We start from the raw sequence: 953 nt of genomic DNA, 5'->3' as shown, positions 1-953 counted from the left end.
GTCGAGTTCGCCGGCTACGAGTGGTCCAAGGGTCGTATCGGTCGCGACTCTGGCTATCAGTACCGCCTGCAGAACGCCGAAATGGGCCTGATCCTGCTGATCAAGAACCACAACATCAAGGTCGACACCATTGGCTCGCACCTCAAGATCGAGGTGTCGCCCCACGCCATTGACGGCGCCGACCCGCGTATCCTCCAGGGCGTGCTGGATGACTTGGCCGCAGCGGTGCTGAGTCACTGCGAGACCAACCAAGCAGCCGTGCATATCGCCCTGGATGTGCAGGGCTGGACGCCTCCGGCTGATCTCGTTGATCGCATGCACTGCCGCTCGCGTCGGGTACGGCAAATCAGTGGGATCGAGCGGATCGAGTTCGACGGCAACGCCTCGGTCTACGGGCGTGGCGAGACGTACATGTTCGGCTCGGCCAATGGCCTACAACTGTCGATCTATAACAAGACCCTCCAAGCTCGGGCCACCGACAAGCTCGACTATTGGGAAAGCGTGTGGGCGACTCTGAACGGGGATCCGTTCGGCGATGGCGACCCGGCCTATAACCCCATGGAAACGGTGTGGCGGATCGAGTTTCGCTATCACCACTCCATCGTCCAGCAGTTCTCCGAAGGCTCACGTATGGCCTCGGGAGAGGTCATCGGCTGCCGCACCTACGAGGGCCTTTGCCCGCACCTACAGGGGCTGTGGAACTATGCCTGCGAGGCATTCCGTGTGCTCTCTCGGGAGGGCATGTATGACGCCTTCTGGAGCCTGATCAGCCAGGATGCTCGCGTCCAAGTCGAGTGCGATCCGCTGATCGAGCGCACCGAGTATCGGCGCTATTACAAGACTGCCAAGGGCTTCAGCGGGCGTAACTGCGAGATGTTCCTCGGCCAGTTCGTGAGCCTGATCGCGCGGGAGCGTGTCCCGGCAAAAAAGGCTATTGAGTCCGCCCGCAAATT

1 protein-coding gene is annotated in these 953 nt (G+C 61.1%); it reads left to right on the top strand.

The window, feature by feature from the left end; translation table 11 throughout:
• Nucleotides 1-953: hypothetical protein (locus HMPREF3014_RS27380; protein WP_070753858.1), on the top strand; the 953-nt coding region annotated here is incomplete at both ends.

This window comes from Pseudomonas sp. HMSC065H01 (genome assembly GCF_001815235.1).
Lineage (GTDB): Bacteria > Pseudomonadota > Gammaproteobacteria > Pseudomonadales > Pseudomonadaceae > Pseudomonas > Pseudomonas aeruginosa.
This window is presented reverse-complemented; position numbering and strand designations above follow the sequence as displayed.